General features: G+C 36.9%; 19 protein-coding genes. All 19 read left to right on the forward strand.

What is annotated here, in order from left to right; all coding sequences use genetic code 11:
- Positions 1 to 240 precede the first annotated feature (240 nt).
- The 19 genes from ACQCPR_RS04080 to ACQCPR_RS04170 all read left to right on the forward strand — a co-directional run bounded on the left by ACQCPR_RS04080 (position 241) and on the right by ACQCPR_RS04170 (position 24,865).
- On the forward strand, positions 241 to 2,058 hold the full coding sequence (locus tag ACQCPR_RS04080; RefSeq protein ID WP_427138267.1) for a hypothetical protein: 1,818 nt from the start codon (positions 241 to 243) through the stop codon (positions 2,056 to 2,058).
- 5 nt (positions 2,059 to 2,063) lie between these two features.
- Entirely contained in the window at positions 2,064 to 3,125 is a 1,062-nt protein-coding gene (locus ACQCPR_RS04085) for an alpha/beta hydrolase family protein (RefSeq protein WP_090565402.1), read from the forward strand.
- 80 nt (positions 3,126 to 3,205) lie between these two features.
- Entirely contained in the window at positions 3,206 to 4,636 is a 1,431-nt protein-coding gene (locus ACQCPR_RS04090) for an extracellular solute-binding protein (RefSeq protein WP_090565400.1), read from the forward strand.
- 26 nt (positions 4,637 to 4,662) lie between these two features.
- On the forward strand, positions 4,663 to 6,933 hold the full coding sequence (locus ACQCPR_RS04095; protein WP_427138268.1) for a heparinase II/III domain-containing protein: 2,271 nt from the start codon (positions 4,663 to 4,665) through the stop codon (positions 6,931 to 6,933).
- A 67-nt stretch (positions 6,934 to 7,000) separates the two neighbouring features.
- A complete protein-coding gene (locus ACQCPR_RS04100) occupies positions 7,001 to 7,642 on the forward strand; it encodes a YesL family protein (RefSeq protein ID WP_427138269.1) in 642 nt (213 codons plus the stop codon).
- A gap of 388 nt (positions 7,643 to 8,030) precedes the next feature.
- Positions 8,031 to 8,942 (forward strand): ABC transporter permease, encoded by a 912-nt coding sequence (locus tag ACQCPR_RS04105; protein ID WP_427138904.1) that lies wholly within the window; start codon positions 8,031 to 8,033, stop codon positions 8,940 to 8,942.
- Between the two features lie 219 nt (positions 8,943 to 9,161).
- Entirely contained in the window at positions 9,162 to 10,037 is an 876-nt protein-coding gene (locus tag ACQCPR_RS04110) for a carbohydrate ABC transporter permease (protein ID WP_269920637.1), read from the forward strand.
- Between the two features lie 65 nt (positions 10,038 to 10,102).
- A complete protein-coding gene (locus ACQCPR_RS04115; RefSeq protein ID WP_427138270.1) occupies positions 10,103 to 11,722 on the forward strand; it encodes an extracellular solute-binding protein in 1,620 nt (539 codons plus the stop codon).
- Between the two features lie 383 nt (positions 11,723 to 12,105).
- Positions 12,106 to 13,350: an Nramp family divalent metal transporter gene (locus ACQCPR_RS04120; RefSeq protein ID WP_427138271.1), complete on the forward strand. Its 1,245-nt coding sequence runs from the start codon at positions 12,106 to 12,108 to the stop codon at positions 13,348 to 13,350.
- A gap of 18 nt (positions 13,351 to 13,368) precedes the next feature.
- Entirely contained in the window at positions 13,369 to 14,385 is a 1,017-nt protein-coding gene (locus ACQCPR_RS04125; protein WP_427138272.1) for an NAD-dependent epimerase/dehydratase family protein, read from the forward strand.
- Positions 14,386 to 15,444 carry a dihydrodipicolinate synthase family protein gene (locus ACQCPR_RS04130; RefSeq protein ID WP_427138273.1) on the forward strand — a complete coding sequence of 353 codons (1,059 nt, stop codon included), beginning with the start codon at positions 14,386 to 14,388 and terminating at the stop codon, positions 15,442 to 15,444. It begins immediately after the preceding gene.
- Between the two features lie 59 nt (positions 15,445 to 15,503).
- Positions 15,504 to 16,826, forward strand: a complete 1,323-nt coding sequence (locus ACQCPR_RS04135; protein WP_427138274.1) for a hypothetical protein — start codon at positions 15,504 to 15,506, stop codon at positions 16,824 to 16,826.
- Positions 16,823 to 17,695 (forward strand): Gfo/Idh/MocA family oxidoreductase, encoded by an 873-nt coding sequence (locus ACQCPR_RS04140; RefSeq protein WP_427138275.1) that lies wholly within the window; start codon positions 16,823 to 16,825, stop codon positions 17,693 to 17,695. Before ACQCPR_RS04135 ends, ACQCPR_RS04140 begins: the two co-directional genes overlap by 4 nt.
- 233 nt (positions 17,696 to 17,928) lie before the next feature.
- Positions 17,929 to 19,011, forward strand: coding sequence for a CdaR family transcriptional regulator (locus ACQCPR_RS04145; RefSeq protein ID WP_090565382.1), 1,083 nt, complete (start codon positions 17,929 to 17,931; stop codon positions 19,009 to 19,011).
- 312 nt (positions 19,012 to 19,323) lie between these two features.
- Entirely contained in the window at positions 19,324 to 20,721 is a 1,398-nt protein-coding gene (locus ACQCPR_RS04150; RefSeq protein ID WP_427138905.1) for an FAD-linked oxidase C-terminal domain-containing protein, read from the forward strand.
- Positions 20,714 to 22,021 carry a (Fe-S)-binding protein gene (locus ACQCPR_RS04155; protein ID WP_427138276.1) on the forward strand — a complete coding sequence of 436 codons (1,308 nt, stop codon included), beginning with the start codon at positions 20,714 to 20,716 and terminating at the stop codon, positions 22,019 to 22,021. Before ACQCPR_RS04150 ends, ACQCPR_RS04155 begins: the two co-directional genes overlap by 8 nt.
- A gap of 4 nt (positions 22,022 to 22,025) precedes the next feature.
- Positions 22,026 to 23,039: a DctP family TRAP transporter solute-binding subunit gene (locus ACQCPR_RS04160; protein ID WP_090565375.1), complete on the forward strand. Its 1,014-nt coding sequence runs from the start codon at positions 22,026 to 22,028 to the stop codon at positions 23,037 to 23,039.
- A 12-nt stretch (positions 23,040 to 23,051) separates the two neighbouring features.
- A complete protein-coding gene (locus ACQCPR_RS04165; RefSeq protein ID WP_093493996.1) occupies positions 23,052 to 23,546 on the forward strand; it encodes a TRAP transporter small permease in 495 nt (164 codons plus the stop codon).
- On the forward strand, positions 23,543 to 24,865 hold the full coding sequence (locus tag ACQCPR_RS04170; RefSeq protein WP_427138277.1) for a TRAP transporter large permease: 1,323 nt from the start codon (positions 23,543 to 23,545) through the stop codon (positions 24,863 to 24,865). The genes ACQCPR_RS04165 and ACQCPR_RS04170 overlap by 4 nt, the downstream gene beginning before the upstream one ends.
- Positions 24,866 to 24,877: the final 12 nt, after the last annotated feature.

Raw genomic sequence — 24,877 nt, forward strand, 5'->3', positions numbered from 1 at the left:
TACTTAATATCGCAATATATTATTCGTTTTTTTAAGCGATCCCGTTGATTGGAGTGGCAGACGGCGACTCCAGCGGTAAGAGCGGGAGCTGAAAGCGTTCGCCTGTTTCTGCATCGCTGCGCTAGCTTCGAAACATGAAAGTGCGTTGGAGCAGAAATCAACGTTGTTGGGATTTCACTATTAAATATGTTTTTTATGAAATTGATTTAGGTAGTAAATAATTCTGGAAGGAGGGTTACAGTGCATAAAAACCTATTTACAGACTATGGAATTCCAGTTTCCGCAGAGGAAGAAAGAACAGCTGCTTTATGTAGAAATGAGAAGGGTGACTGCAGGTTTGTTATTGCTGCTAAAGGATTTGTTGTTATTGTTAATCTTGAAAATGGTCATATAAAACAAGTGTTTTTTCCTGATAATAACGATGAATATCCTTATTCCTCGTTTAGTAGCGATGGATTATTCTACACTGGTGCTGCAAATATGTTCATGGTATTGGACCCTTTTTTAGAGCAATTCATTTATTACAAGATGATTGAAAACGGGGAAGAAATTGTAGGATTTAGCTTTGCGGAAGATAGAGCGCGGAATATCTATTTCACCTCGTATCCACATTGTCATTTACTCTGTTATTCGCCTCTCTCAAAAGAAATCATCGATTATGGCAGGGTGGATTATAGCGAAAAGTATCCAGGGAGTGTGGCAGTGGATCAATCAGGTTGGGCATATATAGGAATTGGAACGGAAAGTAAAAATATAGTAGCCTTTCATCTAGAAAGAGGTTTGAAAAAAGACCTTATAATAAAATCTCAAAGACAAAAAGGCACTGGCTATATCCACTTAGGAGAAGACGGGTTTGTATATGGACATATAGGAGAAACTAGTTCTCCACAATGGATGAAGTTTTCAAATGGAGACTTCGAATCTATAAATGTTGAAAAGGTATCTCCCTCTTTTTATACTGGTACAGGATTTCAAAGGATTCATAGGTATCAGGATGGAAATTATCATATAGAGAGATACAGCTTATCTGAGGGGCTTATTGAACTAGTTAACAGAGAAACTGCACAAACAAAAACTATACATTTTAGTTATACTTCGGACGGAGCGAAATTGTCTACTATTTATCTCGGACCAGATGATTATATTTATGGTACATCTATGCACCCACTACAATTTTTTAGCTTTGATAGCTGCACGAAAAAAATGACTAATTTTGGTGGAGAGGTTATTGAAAAAGGAGGAGGCGGAAATATTGCTGCCTATGCCACCTATGGGAATTTACTTATAGGCGCAGCATACGCAGGCGGGAAATTATTAGTTTTTGATACGACTAAGAAATTTAGTAGGAGCGTAAATCCGAAATTGGTTGCACAGGAAGAGAGTATTCATAGACCTCGCTGTGCAATTGCTTTAAAGGATCATGAGCATATTGTATGGGGAGGGTTTCCTGGGTATGGAATGATTGGCGGATCATTAGGTATTTATCATATTGAAACGGAAGAAAACCATCTATTGACTCATGAAACATTAGTTGAAAATCAAAGTACGATTAGCCTTGGAGAATTGAGCTCCGGAGATATCCTTGGCGGAACGAGTATTGAGACACCTGGTGGAGCAGAATCACGAGAAAAAGAAGCTTGTTTATATATATTAAATTGGGAGACCAAAAAAGTTAAAAATAGTTTTGTTCCGATAGAGGGTGCACGTGAAATTGCTCAACTATTTATTGACAAGTATGACTGTGCCCACTGTCTTACCGATCAAAGTACTTACTTCGTTTGCGATCCATATACGGAACAGATACTATTCCAAAAAGATTTATCCAACTGGGGCCAAACTGTTCGAAATTGTTTTACTTATGATTTACAAACTAACACGCTCTACTGTCTTCTTAGTCATACTTTACTCAGTGTAGAGATACAAGGGAAACATTGCGTAGAACCTAAGGTAGTTCATACACTACCAATGGCCGCTACCAGTGGTATTGTTCAGAAGGATAGCCGAATTTACTATGGTAGTGGAAGTCATTTATTCAGTATCCAAATTGGGGAGGGATGAAGACCATGTATATATTAAAAGAAATCGAAAAAAATGGACCTCCACCATTGTTGCATAATGTAAGCGATATGAAAGAATGGCATGAGAAAAGATCTACAATTATGCAGAACTGGCTAGATTGTATAGGTGGTCTTCCTCCTCTAGTTAAAACGAGTATGAAGATAAACTACTGGGAAATTCATACCGGTTATTACCTGATCAACATCTGTTATTCCACGGTTTACAAGGACTGGGTACCAGCGAACCTTTTAGTTCCTAAAGTTAGTGGAGAAGAAAACATTGCATCCAAAAGTGATGTACTTCAATTATTGAACTCAGCTAATAGCGAGCAATTTCGGGCAGTTCTTGCTCTCCATCCAACTAGTGATAGTGGAAAGGAAGACATAAGTACAGCAGCAGGTAGGAAAAATAGACAATACGGATTGGAGCTTGTTAATAGAGGATATGTTGTTTTAGCTCCAGATACGATAACTGCAGGAGAACGTTTATTAAGGAATGAGCAGCCATTTCAAACAGCAGCATTTTATAAAAGTCACCCAAATTGGTCAGCAGTTGCTAAGATGATTGTTGATCACAGGCAGGGAATTAGCTTGTTGGAGGACCTAAGTATAGTAGACACCTCCAAAATTGGAGCAATTGGACATTCGTTAGGCGGGTATAATAGCTTCTTTCTAGCAGGAGTCGACAGTAGGGTTAAAGCGGTAGTTTGTAGTTGTGGATTTTCTCTTTTCGCTCAAGATCCTGAGAAACATCGCTGGGGCAGAAGAGAGTGGTTTAGTCATATACCTAAGATTAGTGATTATATCAATGAAGGTATTATCCCGTTTGAGTTCACTGAAATTGCTGCTTTAGTTGCTCCAACCCCATTATTCATGTGGATGGGTCAAAATGACAGCATATTTCCTCATTGGGAACCTGCAGCAAAAGGCTTCGCTGAACTTAACTCCTTATATGAATGGCTGGAACAAGAGGGGAAATTTCAATCCTTAATAGGGAACTCTGGACATGACTTTCCACCTGAAATTCGCCAAAACGCCTATACTTTTCTAGATAAATGGTTGAGCTAAAGTAGTCCTTCAAGTTTACATTGCAAAATATGCTATTCTAATTAAAAGTAGAGCAATCATTTAGTAGGGAGTTGTGACAATTGCTAAAACGCAAAAGTGTTTTTGAAAATCGCTATAACAAGTTTATTCATGAATTAAAAGAAGAAATTATCTCAGGGAAGATAAAACCTGGTGAATTCATTCTTCCAGAAAACACATTAAGTAAAGTGTATGAATTAAGCAGGGTTTCCATTAGGAAGGCATTGGCAGAGCTCGTAGAGGAAGGTCTAATTGAGAAGATACCTGGAAAAGGTAATCGAGTAACTATTCCAAATGATACACAAAAACAAACTATTACACTTGGTTGGTTTTCAAATTCTTATGAGATTGAAATTATACGAAAAATTATCAAACGTTTCGAGCAACTCAACCCATTCACAAAAGTAAATCTACAAATTCTGCCTAATAGTCAGTATATATATAATCTGACACAATCCTTAAAGCATGATAATGGACCAGATGTATTTATCGTATCTGATTATCATTTTCGAGAGTTAATGGAGTCGAATTCTTTAGATATGCTAGAACCATTCTTACCAGAACATGTTGACATAGAAAAGGATAGCTATAAGCAAGTGTTTGATATGTTCACATATAATCAGACGGTACCTGTTACGCCATTTGTATTTTCACCAGTGATGATCTGCTATAATCGACGAATGTTTGAAGAAGCTGGAATTTCAAAGAACTTCAAAATGGAAAACTGGGATGACTTGTTAGAGTTATCAGCACGTACAACAAAGGGATTACAAAGTGACAGTATTATTAAAGAATATGGCTTTTGTTTTTCATCTTCTACGAATCGGTGGCCGGTGTTTCTGTTGCAAAACAAAGGATTGTTTATGGCAGAGGACCGCTCTAAATCAGTAATGAACAGAAAAGAGAATATAGAAGCATTGAATTACTGTGGTGATTTAATGTATAAGCATCAAGTATCGCCTATCTTCTCTCACGGGAGTAATGAGTTAGCAGAAAATCTTTTTATGCGAGAAGGGGCAGCAATGATTTTGACTACCTATTATTTTATGAATGAATTTAGAGATCATAAGATTAAATGGGACGTCTTACCGCCTCCTCAAAATGAAACGCCGGGAACACTACTCTTGGGTGGTGCTTTAGGTATTAGTGCAAATAGCAAAATTAAAGAGGCAGCACAAGCACTTGTTAGCTTTATGGTAAGTACTGAAGCACAAACATTGCTCAAGCAAAATGGATGTACTATTCCGATGCTTCGCATAGTTGCAGAGGATAATAATCTTCTGCAGCCAGGAGTTCATCCGGAACAATATAATGCTTTTAAAGAAGTAATGGGAACATCCAAGACGATTAGGGATCTTGATCTGACAATAGAGGAGTTTGAACTAATCGAACGAGAGATGCAATTTTTCTGGGCCAATATGGAAAAAGCAGAGGATACATGTAAACGAATAGAAGAGCTTCTTAATTTAAAACAAGCAACATATAACGTTTAAAACGTTATTCAAGGGGTGCACTTGTGATGAAATTTGCTCAACATCTTAAGCGATTAAAGCCACATCCTCGAATTTTATTTAATGACGAGGAACTAAAAGAAATGAAAACAAGAGTGGCAGATAAGAAACTGGAAAGCAGCATTGATTTTAACAATTCGTGGTATAAAATACTGGAATTAGCAGAATCATACATAGCCGAAAAAGAGTTTACGGTCGTCTATCCAAGTTGCTCTGTTCAACTAACTATTCCTTTGCCATTAATACAATTAGAGCCTGTTGGAGATCCACCAGGATATATAGATTATCCTTTTTGGACGATGTATTCTCGAGCTATTGAAGAAAGAATCCGTGTTTTATCCTTTGCTTATGGAATAACAAAGGATAAAAGGTTTGCTGAAAAAGTAAAGGAGTACCTCCTTGCTCTATCTTCGTTTACTAGATGGTTTGAATTTCCGCTACGAGGTGCGGAAGGTAATTTAAGTAATGCGCATTTTACAATAGGTTCAGCTATTGGGTATGATGCAATTTTACATACTTTATCCAGCACCGAGAAAGATATGATTAAACATGCTATTTTTACAAAAGGTTTACAGCCTTTCCGTATAGATTTTAATAATCATGATAGTCATAATATTATTGCATCGAAGCAAGTAGCGATGCTTATCGGATCCCTAGCCATCTTAGATAGTGATTGTAAGGACGAAGTGGAACCATTCATCTTCAACTCTTGTATTTATATAAGCAATTATTTAAATAGTAGGCTAATAGATCCGGACATTGAAGGGCTATTGTATTTAAATGTAGCTGCAAGGCATATTTTAATGGCAGTAGATACGTACCATCGTTCAACAGGAAATAATGAATTTCTCCAGCATTCATATTTTAGTTTTCTTCCTGATCTTTTCATCTACTCACTTGGGACTGGTGGAAAGGTGAGCTTTGTAAACTTTTCAGATTCATTTTATAGCTTGGATATTTCTTATCTTATGTCGATACTTGCATCTAAAAACCAAAATCGTATTGCAAGCTGGTATATGAATAAATTCTCTGGAAGTCATTTGGAAACATTGCTTCATACGAATAATCTACCTGCGCCTTTAGATCCAGAAAAATACTATGGAAATAGGTGCTCCAATATTTTTTCTACGATAGGTTGGGCTTCATTAAGAAGTGGGTGGAAGGATCATGATCATCTATTAGCTTTCAATTCAAGCCAGTCCGCAAAGAATCATAATCATTTTGATCAAAACAATTTTATATTACATGTTGCAGGAGAATGGCTAATATCCAATCCAGGTTATCAGGATTATGTAGAAGGACCAAGGAGAGATTATACGATTGGGACAATAGGGCATAACAGTATGCTTGTTAACAATAAAGGACAATCTCAATTAGGAAAGAGTAAATTTGTAGACTGGTATACATCTGACTACTTTTCTTTTGTTAGTGGAGAAGCGTCTGGTGCTTATGACAAAAGTATTTCACAATGGGAACGAAAAATAGTACATATCGATAATAGCTATTATCTTGTTATAGATAAAGTTGTTAAAGAGGATAAGGCTAGCGTACTCAGCTTTCTTTTCCATACAACAGCACAAATATATGCAGGAGATAAAAATTTGCTGCCAGGAGAGAAGACAGAAGAAACACATATCACATTCTTTGGAAACAACGTCTCTGCTTCCATTTACAACTGCTATCCAAAAGATACAAAGAAAAGTGTAGAACAGCATAAGGGAGCAGAGGAGTATGGCTCATATCTAAAGATAGTGCCGCAGGATAAGGAGCAAATGCAACATTTAATAACAATGCTTGTTCCTGAAGCTTCAAAAAACGAATTTGCTTATTCAGTAAATAGATTAGAGTCACAATTTCATATAGAGATAGCTCGTCAAGGCATTACGGATCATATTCTTGTTAATGAAAATAGAGATTCTGTGTGGCAAACATCCTCTAATGGAGAAATTGGTCTTCAAGGAGAACAGGGCTGGATTTCATTTCAGAACGATGACAGCAAGCTAAGTAAGTTTTCTGTAATAAATGGGACCTGTTTGAAAGTACAAAGTGATTATATCTTTCAATCGTCTAAAGAGATGAATATCTCTGCTCAATTTAACGACATAGGAGCCAAAATACAACTTAAACTTCAAAAAAATACTCAGTTTTCACTGAAAACTCCTCAACCGACAATTCTATTAGTTAATAATGATGAGCATTTGATAAACTATCAAATTGACCAGGGGATGCTTGAATTATATTTGGAGCAAGGATTATATGAAATCGAACTATTCATTTAAAGTAGTGAAAATTTGCATTTAAATAACTGAATTTTCAATGAAAAACGCATTTAAAGAGGTGGTTTACATGGAACTTACTGGATGGAGAGGTTCATTATATCATTATATGGATTGGGCATTAAAGCTTGCATATTTAAATATTCTTTGGTTGATAGGAATAGTAATTGGTGCTGGAATTGCAGGTTTTTTTCCAGCAACCGTAGCGATGTTCTCTGTACTCAGAAAGTGGGCACAAGATGAAGGTGATGAACTTAAGGTATTCGCTCATTTTAAAAACGAATATAGAAAGGAATTCTTAAAGTCTAATAAATACGGCTATTCATGGGCGGTACTAGGATTAATATTGTACGTGGATTTACAGTTTTTTCGTGGTATTCCTACTATCTGGGCATTAATAGTCTCTTTATTCTTTTTTATACTTGGTGCTATTTATATAGTTGCTTTACTATATGCATTTCCTGTTTATGTTCAATATAAACTGACATTAAAGCAGTATTTTAGAAACTGCTTACTTATTGTCCTTTCTAATCCCTTGTTCTCTGTCCTAATGGTTTTAGGATTCTATTTTCCATATTATTTAATGATTAAAATTCCGGGACTACTACCGTTTTTCGGAGGCAGCCTTATAAGCCTAGTGTTAATGATGATTTCTAACAAAATGTTTACGAACTTAGAGAAAAATAAAAAGGCACATGAGTCAATTTCATAACTATTTATTCATTTAAATAGATAAATAATTAAGAAGTATCCCAGTTTTTTATTCGGTTGTTAAGAATGCTGAACTTATTGATTGGTGCGCAAGGTGGCTTACACTCGGAAAGTGTCCGCCTTAAGCGTATATCAAAATGGTTCAAAGTTCACTATTTAATATACTTTTATGAAAGTAAGGCAGAAGATAACAGAATATAATTTCAGAAAAATATTGAATTATTGTAAAATTTAAATTATTATTAAATACATGTAATATACATGTATTGGAATGATTTAATAGGCAATTAAGTATTTGGAGAAAGGGGAGATTTGTTATTGAAACTAAAAACAAAAAAATTGATACGTTGGATTCAACATTAGCCGTATCAAATAATATCCCGACTGAAATAAAAAAGAAGTCATTAAAAAATAAATTATGGCGAGATCGCTATTTGTTACTACTAATCTTACCGGGAATTTTATATTTTCTTATATATCGCTATATACCAATGGCAGGAATTCTTCTAGCATTTAAGGATTATAGCCCGTTTCGAGGGTTTGCAGATAGTCCGTGGGTCGGATTAAAATACTTTAAGTTAATCTTTGAAGACGCTGAAGTTATTCAAGTTATTTGGAATACACTACAAATTTCAATGTTACAAATCTTTTTTGCCTTCCCTATCTCTATCGTACTCGCCTTAATGCTTAATGAAATTAGAAATCAGCTATATAAGAAATTTCTTCAATCTATTGTTTATTTACCTCATTTCTTATCCTGGGTAGTCGTTGTTGGGATAACTGTTATTTTTCTTAGAAGTGAAGGCTTAATCAACAATGTTCTAGTGAACTTTTTAGAAATCAATCCAATCCCATTTTTAACTGATCCAGCTTTGTTTAAGCCAATAGTTATTCTCCAAGTTATCTGGAAGGAATCAGGTTGGGGTACTATTCTTTTTTTAGCGGCATTGTCTGGAGTTAGTCCGCATCTATATGAGGCTGCTGTAATAGACGGAGCTAGTCGTTTAAGGCAGATGTGGCATATAACTTTACCAGCACTAAAGAGTACTATTGTTATCTTACTAATCCTTCGTTTAGGAAATGTAATGGATAGTGGTTTCGAGCAAATCTTTTTAATGTTGAATCCTTTCAATATGGAAACAGGAAATGTCTTAGACACTTATGTGTATTTTAAGGGGATTCAGCAGGCTAATTTTAGTTTCGCTACAGCTGTAGGACTTTTTAAAGGAATTATTGGTTTAATACTTGTCGTTCTTGCCAATAGACTTGCGAAAAAATTTGGAGAAGATGGCTTATATTAATGAATCATCTTTCATCTTTATCTGTCTGAGTCTAGCGCCACGCACCTCGAGTCGCTTTAGGATTACGGTAAAGGCAAAGAACGCCTTTACTCGAAATACTTCCAGCGTTAGTCGGAGGCCCACACGATGTGGGTCATACAGTCGTTGCGACACGATGTCACGAACTTAGACTGTGACATAGGCACTTGTGCTTTTCTTATTATGTAAGGAGGTAAGGTTATGTTTAAAGCTACTGGTGGCGAAAGGGTAATGGAAATCTTTAATAACATACTCTTGTTATTAATAGCTGTTACGATGCTATTTCCTTTTTTATACATTTTTTCCGTTTCATTTTCAAGTGTAAGCGATGTACTCAATAGTGATTTCCTTTTATGGCCAAAGGAATGGGTGACAGATGCCTATACGTATATTTTAGGGTCCGATCAATTTATTCGTTCTCTATGGGTGACGGTTTATATCACTGTGGTAGGGACATTTGTTAATCTAGTTTTTACATCTACGATGGCTTACTCTTTAACAAGAAATATTATTGGGCAACGGTTAATCTTGTTTTTAGTGTTATTTACTGTTCTATTTTCTGCTGGAATGATTCCGACTTATATTATTGTAAAAGAAACTGGTTTATTGAATTCGTTATGGGCACTAATCATACCTGTGGCAATCAGTCCATTTAATTTAATCATCATGACTCAATTTTTTAAAGGGATCCCTGAGGAACTAACAGAGGCTGCTATTATTGATGGAGCCAATGATATCCAAATTTTTTCTAAAGTGATCTTACCTTTATCAAAACCAGCGTTGGCAGCTTTTGGTCTGTTTTATGCAGTGGGCCACTGGAATAGCTATTTCTCAGGTGTTCTCTACTTGAATGACCCCTCGAAGTGGCCGATACAAGTTATTTTGCGACAAATTGTCATTGTAAATGAACCAAATGCAGCGTTAGGTGGTCATGCAGCAATGGTAGAGGCATTACCGCCTCCAGAAACGGTTCAGATGGCTGCTATTTTATTGGCAACCTTACCAATACTTATTGTTTATCCGTTCTTACAAAAACATTTTGCAAAAGGAGTGATGCTTGGATCTGTAAAAGGATAGTATTTAGAAAATTGTCGGTACTGCTGTTAAAGAAGCCTTACAAAAAGATAAATGGAGGGGTTAATGTGAAAAATAAACACCTAATGATTAGCTTTCTACTTCTTTTCCTTAGTTTTATGTTAGTAGCTTGTACGGATGAAAATACAGATGAGAAAGATACAACCGACAAAGATAATGAAACCGCAGGAGAAAAAGCTCCAAATGCACAGGTTGATCCATTTGATCATAGTGAGAAATATACAATCACGGGGATGACATTCCGTTTCGGTGATCCACCTCCATTAAAAAGTCCTGGTCTAGATATGATAAATGAGCGATTTAACGTAGATTATAAACCAGAGATTATACCTCAAGGTGATTATGTTGAAAAATCTTCTGCCATTGTAGCATCAGGTTCTATGCCAGATTTAGTTGGATTCCAAGCTGGCGATACCCGTTTTTATCAATGGGCAGAAGATGGAGCATTTCTACCCCTAGATGACTATTTATCACATTACGAAACATTAGGGAATATTCCAGACTATATTTACAATTCTTTTAAAGTAGATGGAAAGATATACGGAATTCCGCGTTATTCCAACCCATATCCTGTTACACCAATTATTCGTAAGGATTGGCTCGATAAATTAGGATTGGAAGTACCAACAAACTACGAAGAGTTAGAGAAAGTTGCTATTGCATTTACGAAAGAAGATCCAGATGGGAATGGAAAGGCAGATACGTATGGAGTAGCTATTGGAGAAAATATTAACCCAAGCTTTAATATGGGAACATATTGGGACTTCAATGCTTGGTATCACCAAAATGATGATGGAGATTTTATTCCAGGTATCATTTCTGATGGAAGAAAAGACTTAGTTCAATTTTTTGCTAATTTGTATAAAGAAGGCGCTATGACAAAAGACTTTGCCGTTCTTGATTGGGCGAGTACTAATAATGAGTTTTACTCCGGTAAAGCTGGAATTTTCGTAGGCGGTGTCTCTGGGATGTCACAGGAGTATTTCGATGGATTATTATCTATTAATCCAGAAGCGAAGCTAGTAGCAATTCCTCCATTTGAAGCACCAGACAAATCGAAAGGATTCACAATGGGTTCAGGTAACTCAGGTATTCTTGCTTTAAATGCTAATCTTGCAGAAGACGAAGGGAAATTATATCGAGCATTAGAGTTAGTAGACTTTGGGAAAACTTATTTCCCGGCTGAGGAAAAAAATCCTCAAAATGCGGACTTTGACTTCTATTTAGGTAAAGAAGGAACTGGTTATAATATGGAAAATGGATTACCTGTCCAAATTCCAACGTTCTCTTCTGAAGGACTTGCGCCATCAACCTATTTCTTGGATAACAGAGAACAGGTTCCAGAGGATGCAAATATTACGTATGCGGATAGCTATACACTACCAGAGTTGAAAGAAATGACTGCATCATTACAAGAAATGTTTGAAACGAGCGAGTTATATGTCGATCCTTCTCATGGTGTTCTATCACAAACAAACCAAGAAAAAGGTACAGATTTATTTCAATTCGTAATCAACGAACAATCGAAAATGATCGCTGGTCAAAGACCAATATCTGACTGGGACGCACTAGTTGAAGAGTACCTTGAAAAGGGTGGCGAAGCGATTATTAAAGAAACAAACGAAGGAATCAAATCTAAAGGATATACAGAAAGAGAATGGAAGTAATATAAAAATGACCTGTTCGCTAATGCGAGCAGGTCATTTTTCTAAAAAATTTTGCAAAACTGCTGACACTTTTTGTTCGGACGTATAGGGTTTTGCCCCGGTCTCATAGGACTAAATGAGGAGGGGATAGAGCGCTATGTCGGACATTCACAAACCCGCTCGGTCAGAAAGAGATCATTCTCATGTTATAAGCTCTTGTTGATGGGGATGATGTAACCTTATTTATCCCTAGGGTCTTTAGAAAATATATGGATCTTGCATTTTTCTTTTTTGAGAATTCCTCCACCCAAATTAAAGACTTATTAAAGTCATGTCATAAATTTAGTCGGTAAGCTAATATAATTATAGAGTATTCTGAATAATTTGTTAGAGGGGGAATTAGTGTGGTTGTGGAGGGAAAAACAGAATTAGCAAAGGATAGTAAAATCTCAAAAAGGAAGAATATATTTAATTATCTTGGACCGGCTTTAATCACTTCGGCCTTAGTATTAGGTCCAGGAAGTGTTACGCTATCTTCTAAAATTGGGGCAATATATGGCACACAATTAGTTTGGACCATTATTTTAGCTATTATTTTAATGATGGTATTTACAGAAATGAGTACTCGGATTGGTTTAGCAGCTGATCATAGTTTCATTCAAACAATTAAGAAAAAATGGGGATTGCTCGCTGGAGTATTAATAGGGGTTGGTGCATTTTTGGTTACCGCATCATTCCAAGCAGGTAATGCAATTGGTACAGGGATAGCTATATCTACAGTTACTAATATGGATCCTACCATTTGGATTATCATCTTTACTCTCATATCTATTGGATTATTATTTGCAAAACAGTTTTATCAAATTCTTGAAAAAATGATGCTGGTCTTAGTAGTTATTATGTTACTGGCATTTTTGATCACTGTTATAGTAGTCCAACCATCATTAGTGGATATTTTCAAAGGATTCTTACCGGTGTTACCTGAAGGAAGTATGGGGTTAATCATAGCACTATTTGCAACAAGCTTTTCCATTGTTGGAGCTGTATATCAATCTTATTTGGTAAAAGAAAAAGGTTGGAAAATTACAGATGCTGCAAGTGGTCGTAAGGAATCCTTTTTAGGAATTTTTCTTCTAGGTTTTATTTCTTTCCTAATAATGATTACAGCTGCAACTATTTTGAAGCCTCAGGGACTTATCGTTAATGACGCAAGTGAAATGGGCTTAGCGTTAGAACCACTTTTTGGTAACTGGTCTACTATTGTCTTTATGCTCGGATTGTTTGGGGCATCCTTTTCTTCACTGATGGGGAATGCAACGATTGGTGGATCATTACTAGCGGATGGTCTTGGCATTGGCAGCAACTTGTCGAATATGAAGGTGAAACTACTAATTATTTTAGTGATGCTCTTCGGTTCTATCATTGGGATTGTATTTGGTTCTGCTCCATTGAATCTAATTGTTTTTGCACAAGCCATTACGATATTTGTTGTGCCTTTTATAGCAATTGCTATTTTAGTAGTAGCTAATGATAAAAATATTATGGGAGAACTTAAAAATAAATTATTAAGCAATGTCCTAGGGGTTATTGGACTAATAGTTTTAATCTATTTAGCTTTCAATAATATAAAAAATATCTTTTTCTCATAAGAAATTGGAGGGATTCATTTGAAAACAGTTGAAGAACTTGAAAACTTAATGACCGAACCATCTGATGCACTAGTAGATGAGATGCGAAAAATAGATGGTAATATATTGATATTAGGCATTGGAGGTAAGATGGGACCTACTTTAGCAATGATGGCTAAAAGAGCTATTGATAAAGCTGGTTTAGATAAGAAGGTAATCGGCGTATCCCGCTTTTCCAATGGAACATTGAAAGAAGATTTAGAAAAAGCAGGAATCGAAACAATTTCCACAGATCTATTAGATGATGAACAATTGAAACTGCTCCCGAAAGAAAAAAATATCATATATATGGCGGGCAATAAATTTGGTACAACTGGCAATGAACACTTTACCTGGGCGATGAATACATACCTGCCAGGTAGAGTAGCAGAGCATTTTAAGGGCGCCAACATTGTTGCTTTCTCAACTGGGAATGTATACCCATTAGTACCTTTGACTTCAGGTGGCTGTAATGAATTGCATGAAGTTGCTCCGGTTGGCGAGTATGGTCAATCTTCCCTTGGGAGAGAACGAGTGTTTACTTATTTTTCTCATAAGGATAATACTCCATTAACCGTATTCAGATTAAACTATGCGATCGATATGAGATATGGTGTCTTACTCGAAATTGCTCGCTCTGTGAATAACGGGGTACCTTTAGATTTATCGATGGGTCATGTGAATGTCATTTGGCAGGGGGATGCAAATGAATATGCAATAAGATCGTTATTAATAGCAAGCTCACCTCCAACCATTTTAAATGTAACGGGTCCAGAAACGTTACCAGTTCGATGGCTTGCCAATGAATTTGGAAAATTGCTAGGGAAGACTCCAATATTTGATGGAGTAGAAAAGGAAAATGCTCTATTAAATAATGCGAGTAAGGCACATAAGTTATTTGGATATCCAAGAGTCTCCATAAGAGAGATGATTGAATGGACAGCAGACTGGGTAGCAAATGATGGAGAAACGATTAATAAACCAACTCACTTTCAGGAACGGAAGGGGCAATTCTAAATGGCTTTATCACAAGAACTACAGAAACATTTACAAGATGGTGCCTTTATCCCTGCTCATCCGTTAGCATTAACAAGTGATAAACAATTAGATGAATATGCTCAAAGGAGATTGACTAGATACTATATAGAGGCTGGAGTAGGTGGTATTGCAGTTGGTGTTCATACGACTCAATTTGAAATTAGAGATCCTCAGTTTAATCTATATGAAATTGTTTTACGTTTAGCGATGGAAGAAGTCGAAAAAGCACAGCTACAGCGTCCGTTTCTAAAAATAGCGGGTGTTTGTGGAGGTACGGAGCAGGCATTAGAAGAGACAAAAATAGCTAAAGCACTAGGCTATGATATGGTGCTTTTAAGTAATGGTGGATTACATCAGTATTCAGAAGATGATCTTATTGAACGGACAAAAGTTGTTGCAAATGAATTACCTGTGTTTGGGTTTTATTTACAACCAGCTGTTGGAGGACGAATTTTTAGCTACGAATTCTGGGAGGAGTTTGCTAGTGTCGATAATGTGGTCGGTATTAAAATGGCTCCTTTTGATAGATATTTAACCTTAGATGTAATAAGAGCGGTTTGTGCGTCTCCAAGAAAAGATGAAATTGCACTCTACACTGGCAATGACGATAATATTGTTTTAGATTTATTTGCAGCATACCAGTTTGAAGTAGAAGGTAAAATGGAAAGTAAAAGCATAGTAGGTGGTCTTTTAGGACATTGGTCGGTATGGACGCATGAGGCTGTAAAGCTATTTGAGAAAATAAAACAGGCCAGACTCGATAATGACATAGATAAACATTGGTTTTCTATTGCGCAGGATGTAACAGATGCAAACTCTGCATTCTTCGATTCAAAAAATGCATTCAAAGGAAGTATTGCTGGGATTAATGAAGTGCTTAGTAGACAAGGGCTTCTGCAGGGGAATTGGTGTTTAACTGATCATGAAACTTTAAGTCCAGGTCAGGCAAACGAAATCGATCGTGTTTATGCAACCTATCCGCAGTTAAATGATGATGCATTTGTACAGGAGTTTCTTCGTAATGATAAAAACCAATAAAAAGTAGGAAAAGACACATTAGCAATCATGTGTCTTTTCCTACTGGAAAGGAAGAGGATATGAAATCTCATATAAAGGTAGGAGTAATTGGTCCGACTTGGATTTATGATACGCTTGTTCGCTGCTTTAATCTTTTCCCTACCATACAACCGATTTTCCGTTTGTCTGATGAAATAGATAGAGCAAAAGAATTCACAGCGGAGTTAAGAGATAAAGTGGATTGTCTATTTTATTCGGGACGAATTCCATATTTGGTCGCTAAAGAAGAGGTGCCAATGGAAGTTCCAGCATTTTATATACCGTTAAAAGGAGCGGGATTATACCAAGCACTTTATAAAATGAAAAATAGAATGAATTTCACTCATATAAGTTTTGATGGAATTCAAAGTGACTATATTGAAATTGTAAAAAAAAATGTAGAAGAAACGTTTAGTTATGATAACTACAATAACTTAGTTTCTCTTGAAAACGTGGACGAGATTCTAAATTTTCATATGGAAAACTTCGAAAAATGTTCTTCTACGGTTGTAATTACAAGCTTGAAATTAGTAAGTGAATTATTGACAAATAATAATATTACAAATGAATGGCTGAAGCCTTCAGAAGAAGATATTATTGTGTCTATTGAAAGAATGCTATTAGGAACTAATCAACGAAAGCAAAAAGAAATGCAAATTATCATAGGAAGAATCTTTATAGAAAACTCAACTGCTATAGCAAATGATTTTATGACAGAGCAGCAAATACAAAAAAGAAATCATACTACATATCGAATGTTACTCCATTTTGCTGAGCAAATGAGCGGTTATTTGACTGCATTAAGTAGCACAGAATATTTGTTTGTCACAAATCGTGGAATATTTGAAAGAGTTACAGAAGGGTATAAAGTATTGCCGATTGTAGATGAATTGAAGAAGAAGATAGGTGTAACCTTATCCATTGGTATTGGATTTGGATTTTCTGCATTAGAGGCAGGCTCTCATGCGAGAGTAGCACTTATTCAAGCACAAGAAAACGGCGGAGATAGCTGTTATATAGTTAGTGAAGATAGAAGTGTATTTGGACCAATTGATATAGCGGCACCTATGAAATATCCGCTTGCGGTGACAGATCAACTCTTAATCCAACAATCTGAAGCAGTTGGTATGAATGCAGCGAATATAGAAAAGACGATTGCACTAATTCGAAGAAAAAAGAAAAATGAATTTACGGCCCATGAGCTTGCTTCTGTTTTGGGTATTACACCAAGGAGTGCTCATAGAATTGTTCAATCTTGGTTGGATGCTTCTTTAATAGAGGTGATTGGAACAGAGAAAATGTCGAGAAGAGGTAGACCACGCCAGGTTTTCACACTATTAAATAGTGAAGAGAATAGTATATGAAAATAGGTTTAATAGGGTTGGATACATCACATAGTGAAATTTTCACGAAGTTATTAAATGATTCTCAGGCTTCACATTATGTTGCAGGAGCTAAGATAACTCATGCTATCCCAACGTATTCTAAGGATTTACCTATTAGTCGTGAGCGCTTCCCTAATTACTATAAAATAGTCACAAGTAAATATGGAGTAATACCAGTTGAAGACGTTGAAGAGCTAATGACTGTTGTCGATGCAGTAATCATTGGAACAGTTGATGGAAGAAACCACTTAGATTGGTTTAAGAAAGTAGTTAGCTATAGTAAACCGGTTTTTATAGATAAACCAGTTGTTATGAGCAGCAACGAAATGAAAGAATTGATTAATCTCAGTAAAGTTCATCACACTCCAGTCATGAGTTCATCATCCCTAAGATTTTCAGAATCAGTCATAGCTGCAGCTAATAATACAGAAATCGAGAGTGGCTACTTTTTTGGACCAACTCCTCGCCAACAACAAATGCCAGGATACTTTTGGTATGGAATTCACTTACTAGAGATGGTTGTAACAATTTTTGGTACGAAAGTTAAACACATGAAAATAGAAACATATCCGGATTGTGAACAAATTCATATGACATTTGCAAGTGGAAAACATGTAATCATCAGAGGAGAAAACGACTGGCATAATCGTTTTGGAGCAATACTTCATTCAAAGGAAAGCGTTCATTCCCTACGATTATGGGAAGAAGAGAAGCCTTACTACGCAGGACTAATCGAGCAAGTCGTGCATTTCTTTGAAACTGGAGTATCACCAGTACCGATAGAGGAGACGGAGCAAATTATCGAATTGATAGAAAGGATTACGTCCCTGTGCAGGGAACAATTCTGAAAGTTAACTACAATTCGCTCCCTGTGTAAGAAATAATTCAGAATAGTGTTAAAATTGTGTCTTACACAGGGGCACCTCGAACACACACTCTCTAGGTTCAACTGGAGGGTGTGTTTTTTTGTGTCCCTGTGTGCCAAACAATTATAAATATTAAGAAAAAAATGTGTTATTATATTATTCATGTAGTATGCAATATATAGGCGAGGTAGTTTAATCGCAAAGGGGAGTTGAAGATGTTTAATTTAGAGGTTTTAGGGCAGCAAATTGTGGAGGAACTCTCAATGCTTATTGACCAAAGTGTTTTAGTCACAGATCGCACGGGATTCATCATAGCTAGTACAGATCCTCAGCGGTTGAATTCGTTTCATGAAGGGGCTTCAATATCAATTAAAAGTCTTAAACAATTACATATGACGGAAGAAATGAGTAAGGAGTTAAGAGGTGTTCGGCCAGGTATGGTTATGCCGATTGTTATTGAAGATAAGGCTATTGGCGTTATTGGGATAACAGGTACACCTAAAACAGTGGAAAAGTATGCAAAGCTTGTTCGGAAGGTAGTAGAACTTTTTATAACTGATTTTTTGTCTCGTCAACAAAGGGAACGATCAGTCAGGGAACTGGAGTATTTTGTCTCCGATTATTTTTTAAAGGAGCTGTCTGACACAGAGACGAAGAAAAAAGCAAAATTATTAGGGTTTCCCATCGAAAAATTTTGCCGCATAGCTATCTTGCAGGGAAGTCAGTATATTGATAAAGAAATAGTAGAGCGTATGAAGAATAACCAAACCATTCATCCAGATTTAATGATCGTCCGGTCTGGGTTAGGGCAACTAATCTTTTTTATACCAGAGGTAGAGAAAAATCATCTGATTTCATCCTTTGAGAAGATGGAGATACGGTTAATGAAGATATACGGAGATTTTCAACCGATTGGAGTAGGTCAGCAAGGAGACTTAAAAACCTCATTTTTACAGGCGCAGACCGCTATTAACATTTCTATCCGACAGAAAAATATCGTTTTTGAGGAAGACCTTAAATTGGAACTTTTATACTATGATCTTTCGGATGAAAGCATCCATACTTTTTTGAGTAGAACGATTAAGCCCATTTTAGAGGATTTGGAGCTCTTAGATACTCTAGATTGTTATTTTAATGATAATGGAAGTCTTCAGGAAATTGCAGATAAATTATTTATACATAAGAATACCTTGAAATATCGGTTATCCAAAATTGAAAGTATGCTTTCTATGCAATTGTCTAATCGAGCACATCTAGCTGAGATCTATACTGCTTATAGACTTTATAAACGAATTTAATCTCCATGACAAAGGTAGATTAAATTCTTCATACAGATGCAAAAACCATGAATTCGATTCATGGTTTTTTTGTGGTAATTATGTAGTTTACCTTTATGACTCTGACGAAAATTTTTTTCGATCCGTAAAACAAGTAACTAGCTCTAATTATCAGAGTAGCGAAGATTTTTCTTTGTCCAAATGGACAAAAATAAACATCAGTATATTCAGAATTATTGGATGATTGGACATTTTAAAACAACTCGTAGTTTTGTAGAATTCTTGTAAGCGCTATCAAAGATATCGCAGAGGAGGGAATAAATATTGCTGTGGATAGATGAAATTCGAGGAATAGTAGGAGATGCAAATATAAAGACATCTGCTGCACATCTTACAAGCTATAGCTATGATGCAGCTGCTGGTTTCCAGTCATTACCGGATGCTGTTGTATCCCCCGCTTCTACAGAAGAAATTCAAAAAATTATGCTTGTCTGCCAGAAGTATCTTGTTCCAATAGTGCCACGTGGTTCCGGTACAAATTTAGCAGCTGGTACTGTGCCTACTAATGGAGGAATTGTACTTCTTTTTAATCGAATGAACCAAATAATAGATTTTGATGAAGCTAATTTGTGCATCAATGTACAACCAGGCATTATAACACTGGATCTTTGTAATTATGTAGAAGAACGAGGGTTATTTTATCCTCCTGATCCGAGCAGTATGAAAATTTCCACCATCGGAGGGAATGTTAGCGAAAATTCAGGCGGTCTTCGAGGACTCAAGTATGGAGTAACGAAGGATTATGTCATGGGACTGAAAGCTGTGTTACCGAATGGGGACATTATTAAAACCGGTGGTAAATTGGCGAAGGATGTAGCTGGTTATGATTTGACTTCTTTACTTGTTGGAGCAGAGGGGACTTTAGGAGTTATTACAGAAATAATTCTAAAACTAATACCACTACCACAGACACAGAAAACAGGGATTGCCTACTTCCACTCACTAGAAGCTGCTGCTTCTACGGTTTCGGAAATTATAGCTGCAAAAATTATACCGGCTACGCTTGAGTTTATGGACCGAGGAACAATGGATGCAGTGGAGTTATTCATGGGTCTTGGCTTGCCAACCGACGCAGAAGCGATGTTATTAATGGAACAGGATGGAGCAGCAGAGACAGTTAGTTCCGATGTTGCCAAAATGATTGAAATTGCAAAGAAGAATGGGGCAACCTCTTCTGCTATTGCAAATTCCACGGAAGAAGCTCTTCGTTTAAAAGCTGGAAGACGAAGTGCACTGTCAGCACTTGCACGGAAACGACCGACTACGATTTTAGAGGATGCTACGGTTCCCCGCTCTGAACTAGCTGAGATGGTTCGTGAGATTCAAAGAATTGCAGAAAGGCACCATGTTGAGATTTACACCTTTGGTCATGCGGGAGATGGCAACTTACATCCCACCTGTTTAACAGATATACGAGATGAAGAAGAAATGCAAAGGGTAGATGCTGCCTTTGCTGAAATATTTGAAGCTGCAATTGCACTAGGAGGAACGATTACTGGAGAACACGGTGTAGGAGAGATGAAATCTCCCTACTTGGAATGGAAGATAGGGTTAGAAGGTATCACGCTCATGAAGTCCATTAAACAAGCGATTGACCCGAATAATGTATGCAATCCTGGGAAGTTGTTTGCTAAATCTACAAAACCAAGGGTGGTGGTGCAGTATGGCTAGCGCACTCGCAGAGCGGATGCAGAAAAGCTTTCAGGAGTACGTACAAGAGGATTTGCTAATGGACTGTATGCGTTGCGGTTTTTGTTTACCAGCCTGCCCTACTTATATTATGACTGGGCAAGATGAAACACACTCCCCACGCGGTCGAATCGCTTTAATGAAGGCAGTGAGAGATGGTGTTGTGAAGTGGGATGGGTCAGTGGAGGAAGCTTTTGATGTCTGTCTTGGTTGTCGTGCTTGTGAGCCGGCTTGTCCAGCAGGAGTTCAATATGGAACGTTAATAGAGGAGACAAGACATGCCATTAAAGATGCAAAACCTACCACTCTGAAAGAAAAGGCAATTAGAAAAGTAACGTTTGATGGCCTGTTTGCAGATCAGAGGCTAATGACAGGTACAGTGAAGCTGATTGCTTTATATCAGGCAACTGGTATCCAAAAAGTCGCTCGTAAAATTGGATTTATGGATCTTTTCTCCACTCAGCTTAAAGAGATGGAGGCAGTCCTACCTAAAATTTCTTTAAAAAAGCCTAAAAGGGAAACAACAGCTATTTCAACAAAAGTAGCATTTTTCACAGGCTGTCTCATGGATACAATGTTTCAACAAACTAATCAGAGAACTATCGAACTTTTAAATATGTTAGATGTGGAAGTAGAGATACCTTCTGGGCAACAATGCTGTGGTGCACTTCATGGTCATAGTGGTGAGGTGCCGAAAGCAAAGCGTAACGCGGAGAAAAATATACGAGCATTCGATCATGATGACTATGATTATATTGTTCAAAATGCAGGAGGCTGCGGAGCGTTTCTAAGTGAATACGGGAAATTACTCGGTACAGAAGATGCAGTAAAATTTTCAAAAAAGATTATTGATATTTCATCTCTATTAGTGAAATTAGGAATGGTGGAAATGCTTCCACAAAGTAAAAATGAATCAACGGCAATTGTTACATATCAAGACTCTTGTCATTTGCGCAATGTGAATGGAGTTTGGAGGGAACCACGAGCCTTACTACAAGCAGCACCTGGTTATCAGTTTCAGGAAATGCCAAATGCAGCAGGCTGTTGTGGTTCCGCGGGAATTTATAATATATTGCAACCTGAAATGTCGAATAAAATTCTAACCCAAAAGATGAAAGGGGTGATAGAAGTCGCACCTATGAAAATAGTGACTTCCAATCCAGGCTGCTTACTTCAAATGAAGGTTGGTATTGAAAAAGAAGGTTTATCTGATCAAATGGAGGCTGTACATATCGTTGATTTTTTATACGAATCAATGATCAATTATAAAAAAGGGGTGTAAGGAAATGAAAAAATTAAAACGTTCCATCTTTACGACAATCGGGTTATCAGCAGTTCTACTTTTAGGAGCATGTGGAGGAGAGGAATCTTCTGCGGAGGATAAGGAGTATAACTTAAAGATGTCGGTAACAGTTTCTGAGTCTTCTACTTGGTATGAAGCTGCAGAAAAGCTAAAAAAGGACCTAGCAGAAGAAAGTGATGGTCGTATTAATTTAGAACTATTTGCTAATGAACAGTTATCTGGAGGAGATTCTGGTAAAGCAGTAGAGGGACTCTCAAAAGGAACTATTGATTTAACTTTCAACTCAACCATCATTTACTCCATTTTGGATGAACGTTTCGGTGTTGCTTCAGCACCCTTTCTTTTTAACAATTTAGACGAAGCAGATGCGGTATTTAACGGAGATGGTGGAGATCAACTGAAAAAAGTATTAGCTGAAAAAGGAGTACAGGCTTTAGGATATGGAGAAAACGGTTTCCGTCAACTAACTAATAGTGTACGTGAAGTAAAAGGTCCGGAGGATATTAAAGGACTGAAGCTTCGTATACCAGGAATTACGATGTATACAGATTTATACCGTGAACTTGGTACTGACCCAGTAACGATGACTTTCTCCGAGGTATTTACTGCATTACAGCAAGGAACGATTGATGGTCAGGAAAATCCTATAGACGTTATTTATTCATCTAAGCTAAATGAAGTACAAGATTACATGACACTGTGGAACTATTCGTATGATCCACTAGTGCTTGGGATGAACAAGAAACTATACGATTCGTTAAGTGATTCGGACAAAGAGCTTTTTGATCGACTAGGGAAAGAAGCGGCAGCATATCAAGTTGAGCAGGCACGTGAAAAAGAAGCAACCCAAATTGAAGAATTAAAAGCTAGTGGTATGCAGTTCTATGAGCCGACTGACGAAGAGCTTGCTGCATTTAAAGAAGAAGTACAACCACTATACGATAAATACAAAGATATATGGGGTGCTGAATTACTGGAAGCTTTCCAAAAGAGATAAGGAGGTTGTCGGATGAAAATCCTTAATAAAGTAGAAGAAATTATTCTAGTCTTAGCATTACTAGCAATGACAATTATTGCTTTTGCTAATATTATTTCTAGAAATTTTGCTCAGATATCTCTGTCTTTTACAGAGGAATTGACTATTAACCTCTTTGTCCTTCTTACTTTTGTAGGTACTGCCATGGGTGTGCGTAATTACTCACACCTTGGCTTTACACTTTTATATGATCTAGGTGGAAAAGTTTTGAAACGCAGTATGATTGCCATTTCAACAATTTGTGGATTAGTTCTATTTGGAGTCCTGTTCTGGTATGGAATTCAGACGATTTTATTTCAAATGGATATGGGGCAGAAAACACCTGCACTTGGATGGCCAACATGGGTGATGACTTTGTCACTTCCAATTGGGGCAATTTTATGTATCGTGCGCACAATACAAGTTGGATGGCAGGAATGGCAGCTAAAGGACCAGGCATCTACATCTAAGGAAGGAGAGCAACTATGATTGCCTTACTGTTATTTGGAGCATTCTTTGTACTGATTTTCCTTCGTGTACCTATTGCGATTTCACTTGGGATCTCATCATTAATCGTATTAGTGTCGTCAAATGGGTTGTACGGTTTAGAAGCGGTCACGGATATTATGTACACAAGTGTAGCGAAATTTACCTTACTGGCCATTCCATTCTTTATATTAGCTGGAGTTATTATGGATCATGTAGGGATTTCCAAACGTTTAATAGAATTTGCACAGGCTATGGTTGGTCATAGAAAAGGTGGCATTGTTCTTGTAACTGTGTTAGTGGCTGTTTTCTTTGCAGCTATATCGGGATCTGGTCCGGCAACTGTAGCAGCAATTGGTGGTATTCTCATACCAGCAATGGTTAAAAGTGGTTATACCAAAGAAACAGCTGGAGCATTGGTTGCGAGCTCAGGGGCAATTGGTATCATTATCCCACCTAGTATTGCATTCATCGTTTTTGCTGTAGTGGCTGGTGATCAGATTCCTATTACGATAAACCGTCTTTTTTTAGCAGGAGTAATTCCTGGCTTGCTTATGGGGTTAGCATTCATTGTTGCTGCATTCTACGTGCGTCGTAAGGAAGAGAAAAAAGGCATTTTTCATGCTGATGAGGCTGTAGTTCAAAAAGCTTCTGGTAAAGAAAGATGGCAAGCATTTGTTAGGGCATTGCCGGGCTTATTTATTCCTTTCATCATTTTGGGAGGAATATATGGTGGATTTTTCACTCCTACGGAAGCCGCTGTAGTTGCGGTAGTCTACGGCTTAATCGTTGGCTTATTTGTATTAAGAAAAAATCTTTTCAAGAGCATGTATCGTATTTTTGTAGACGCTTCTCTTCAAACTGCAGTCGTAATGATTATCGTTAGTGCTGCATCGGTATTTGCTTACATAATTACAACAGAACAAATTGCTCGTGATATGAGTGATATGATTTTATCGATTTCGAGTAATCCAGTTGTCATTCTTTTATTGATAAATGTATTGCTTTTAATCGCAGGTGCTTTTATCGATGCAATTTCAGCTTATTATATATTCGTTCCTATATTACTGCCAATCATGCTTTTCATAGATATGGATCCAACCGTGTTTGGTGTATTCATGACAGTCAATTTGGCAATCGGTCTTTTTACACCACCAGTAGGACTCAACCTATATGTAGCGGCAGGTATATCTAAGACGAATATTATTGGTATATCAAGAGGGGTACTACCATTTATAGTGGCGGCTATTATCGTTTTAATGTTAATCACATTTGTTCCAGCCATATCAACGTTTTTACCTGATCTAATGAATGTAAAATAAAGGGGGAAATAA

Source organism: Psychrobacillus psychrodurans (assembly GCF_050209195.1).
Lineage (GTDB): Bacteria > Bacillota > Bacilli > Bacillales_A > Planococcaceae > Psychrobacillus > Psychrobacillus psychrodurans.

Bases quoted from the DNA above. Each gene is read 5' to 3' on its own strand.
- ACQCPR_RS04140 (WP_427138275.1), top strand. From the start codon at position 16,823: ATGAAAATAGGTTTAATAGGGTTGGATACATCACATAGTGAAATTTTC.
- ACQCPR_RS04085 (WP_090565402.1), top strand. From the start codon at position 2,064: ATGTATATATTAAAAGAAATCGAAAAAAATGGACCTCCACCATTGTTG.
- ACQCPR_RS04130 (WP_427138273.1), top strand. From the start codon at position 14,386: ATGGCTTTATCACAAGAACTACAGAAACATTTACAAGATGGTGCCTTT.
- ACQCPR_RS04145 (WP_090565382.1), top strand. From the start codon at position 17,929: ATGTTTAATTTAGAGGTTTTAGGGCAGCAAATTGTGGAGGAACTCTCA.
- ACQCPR_RS04110 (WP_269920637.1), top strand. From the start codon at position 9,162: ATGTTTAAAGCTACTGGTGGCGAAAGGGTAATGGAAATCTTTAATAAC.
- ACQCPR_RS04165 (WP_093493996.1), top strand. From the start codon at position 23,052: ATGAAAATCCTTAATAAAGTAGAAGAAATTATTCTAGTCTTAGCATTA.
- ACQCPR_RS04170 (WP_427138277.1), top strand. From the start codon at position 23,543: ATGATTGCCTTACTGTTATTTGGAGCATTCTTTGTACTGATTTTCCTT.
- ACQCPR_RS04155 (WP_427138276.1), top strand. From the start codon at position 20,714: ATGGCTAGCGCACTCGCAGAGCGGATGCAGAAAAGCTTTCAGGAGTAC.
- ACQCPR_RS04100 (WP_427138269.1), top strand. From the start codon at position 7,001: ATGGAACTTACTGGATGGAGAGGTTCATTATATCATTATATGGATTGG.
- ACQCPR_RS04135 (WP_427138274.1), top strand. From the start codon at position 15,504: ATGAAATCTCATATAAAGGTAGGAGTAATTGGTCCGACTTGGATTTAT.
- ACQCPR_RS04095 (WP_427138268.1), top strand. From the start codon at position 4,663: ATGAAATTTGCTCAACATCTTAAGCGATTAAAGCCACATCCTCGAATT.
- ACQCPR_RS04160 (WP_090565375.1), top strand. From the start codon at position 22,026: ATGAAAAAATTAAAACGTTCCATCTTTACGACAATCGGGTTATCAGCA.